Source organism: Kitasatospora sp. NPDC007106 (assembly GCF_040634455.1).
GTDB lineage: Bacteria > Actinomycetota > Actinomycetes > Streptomycetales > Streptomycetaceae > Kitasatospora > Kitasatospora arboriphila.
This window is the reverse complement of record NZ_JBEYFP010000734.1, coordinates 1-2,876: the sequence shown is the minus strand read 5'-3', so window position 1 is coordinate 2,876 and position 2,876 is coordinate 1. Positions and strand designations below refer to the sequence as shown.

Sequence of the window (2,876 nt, the reverse complement as noted above, 5' to 3'; positions counted from 1 at the left end):
CTGGCCAGTCACGGCGCCGTCGTCCTCTCGGTCGACCACCCCGGCGACGCCGCAGCGGTCGAGCTCCCGGATGCCCGGCCGTACCGGGAGGACACCGTGCGGACGACCGTCTTCCGCGGCGACCCGCGGGACCAGCCGGCCGTGGCCCGCACGATGATCGACGCACGGATCGCCGACCTGCACCGTGTCCTCGACCGGCTCGGGCACGCGGCCGACCTGCCGCTGCCGCGCGGGCTGGCCGAGACGCTGGACCTGCGCCGTCTCGGCGTGTACGGGCACTCCGCCGGCGGCAGCGCCGTGACCGAGGTGATGTACGAGGACCGGCGGGTGCGTGCCGGGATCAACCTGGAGGGCCACCTGGACCACCCGCCCTCCGCGCCCGGCGCCGCCGCCGAACCGTTCCCGGTCACGGCACACGGGATGGACCGGCCACTGCTCCTGCTCGGCAGCGACGGGTTCACCCGCCGGCGGGAACTGGACCGCTCCTGGCTGGCCCTGGCCGCGCTCTCCGGTCGACGGGTCCGCAGCGCACGTGTCGCCGACGCCAACCACTGGATCTTCACCGACTACGCCGCGATGCTCCCCCAGCTCCAGGCATCCGGTTCGATGACGGCGGCGGAGAGGAACGCGCTGATCGGCACCGTCGACCCGACCGCATCGGTCCCCACGGTCCGCCGCACGATCCGCAGGTTCTTCGCACGGCACCTGGCCGGCCGCTGATCCGGAAGCAACGGCCGATGGCCGCATGGCTTCGCAGGTTCGCTCGATCACGCGGCGAGGGCCGGCCGGCCCTCCCCGGCGGACACCTCTCCCGCCGCGGACGCAGGGCACGCTCCTTGCGCCGGGCCGGGAGGACGTCGGGACGGCGGGCGTTGGCATTGCGTCAGCGAAGGTGGGCCTGCAGTGCGCAGGTCCGGACCGTGTGGTTCGGCTGGTTCGAGTGCACCGGGTGAACTGCCGGAGCGGCCCGAGCCCGTCGAACGCGAACGTGCGGTCGGGGAAACACTCCAGGACGTGCTCGATCCGCTCCGGCACGGTGTCGTGGTCGGGGTCGGTGGATTCCCTCCACGGTTCGGTGCGCCGGAAGGTGACGCCGCGTCGAGCAAGGGGGCAAGCCGGCCCGCGATCAGCCCTTTGCCGGACTCCGACCGCACAGCAAGCGGATAGTTCATCCGCATGTGCTAGCGTCCACACCAAGCGGATGACCTATCCGAATTTCGAGTGGAGGCATACATGCGGAAGACAGCCGTGGTCACGGCCGGGACGGCCGGCATCGGACTGGAGACGGCCGTGGGACTGGCGACCGCCGGGTACGCGGTCACCGTGGTCGGCCGCAATCCCGATCGGGGCGCCCGGGCGGTCGAGCGGATCAACGCGGCGAACCCGGCGCGTCCCGGCCGGTTCCTTGCCGCCGACCTCGGCTCGCTCGACGAAGTGCGCGTGCTCGCCGACCGGATCGCCTCCGACCACGCCGCCTCCGGAGACCCGCTGACCGTGCTGGTCAACAACGTCGGGGCGATGTTCCCCCGGCGCATGGCCCTGGACGGCATCGAAGCGTCGTTCGTCGTCAACCACCTCTCGCCGTACCTGCTGACGGAGTTGCTGCTGCCCACGCTGACCGCCGGCGCCCCGAGCAGGATCGTGAACGTCACCTCGGGCGCGGTCGGACTCGCCAAGCGCACGTTCGACGCCGTCGAGCCGCCCGGCGGCTACTACGGCTTCCACTGGTACGGCCGGGCCAAGCTCGCCAACCTCGCCTACACGCTCGACCTGGCCGCGCGACTGGACGGCACCGGCGTGTCGGTGTTCGCGGCCGACCCCGGAGGCGCCGCGACCGACATGACGAAGGGCACCATGACCGACCCCGGGATCGTCTCACCGGGCCTGCGGCTGCTGTGGCCGCTGGTGCGCCGCAAGTTCGAACGTTCCACCTCGGGTCCGGCGTCCACTGCCGCCGAGTCCTCGATCACCGCCGCCACCGATGAGACCCTGACCGGCCGGACCGGCGTCGTCATCGGCGCCGACGCCCGCCCCGCGGCACCGTTCCGCGCCGCGACCGACCCCCGCGTCGTCGAAGCCGTGCGCCGGCTCAGCGAATGGCACGCGCCCCTGCCGGCCGCCTGACCGCCGGCACGGCGCGGGCAGCGGAGACCATTCCGGATGGGCCATCCGAATAGCATGTCCCCATGACGACGCCCCTGCGCAAGGACGCGGCCCGCAACTGGGACCGGATCGTCTCCGTCGCCCGCACCCTGGTCGACCGGGGCGAGCCCCTGCAGCTCAACGACGTCGCCCGCCGCACCGGAGTGGGGGTCGGCACCGTCTACCGGCACTTCCCCACTCCCGAAGCGCTGTTGGAAACGGTGGCCGCCCCCTGCCTGGAGGACCTGGCCGTGCACGGCGAACAGGCCATGGCCGACACCGACCCCCGACGCGCGCTCGAGGGCTTCCTGCTCCGCACCGTCGAGGCCCAGGTCACCGACGCCTCCCTGGCTCCCGTCACCGCCGCGGTCACCGACGCACTGCCGCGCACCACGGAACTCAAGCACTCGCTCCGGTCGGCCGGCACCCGACTCCTCGACCGGGCCCGCGACGCCGGAACCGTCCGCCCCGACCTCGACGCCGCCGACCTCGTCCCGCTCATGTGCGGTATCGCCCACGCCGTCGACGTCCACGGCGGCACGCCCGCCGACCGCATCGACACCGCCCGCCGCTACCTCGCGGCGTTCCTGGGCGGCCTGCGAACCACGCCACCGAACACCGCACCACCGAACACCTAGGACACCGTCCGCACCACCGCGACAAGATGGCGAACGCCGCCGGCCGGCCGCCGCTCCCGACCACGCCGGCAGCCGCCCCCGTGCCGGGGGGCGGCT

At 73.3% G+C, this 2,876-nt stretch carries 2 protein-coding genes and 1 pseudogene; all 3 read left to right on the top strand.

The genetic code is table 11. The features are described 5' to 3' along the window. Positions 1 to 720, top strand: a pseudogene (locus ABZ641_RS31560) (alpha/beta hydrolase); the annotation flags it as partial. Between the two features lie 513 nt (positions 721 to 1,233). Then, complete coding sequence (locus ABZ641_RS31555; protein ID WP_359987354.1) at positions 1,234 to 2,124, top strand: SDR family NAD(P)-dependent oxidoreductase; 891 nt, start codon at positions 1,234 to 1,236, stop codon at positions 2,122 to 2,124. 62 nt (positions 2,125 to 2,186) lie between these two features. After that, positions 2,187 to 2,780 (top strand): TetR/AcrR family transcriptional regulator, encoded by a 594-nt coding sequence (locus ABZ641_RS31550; protein WP_344624945.1) that lies wholly within the window; start codon positions 2,187 to 2,189, stop codon positions 2,778 to 2,780. Positions 2,781 to 2,876 lie beyond the last annotated feature (96 nt).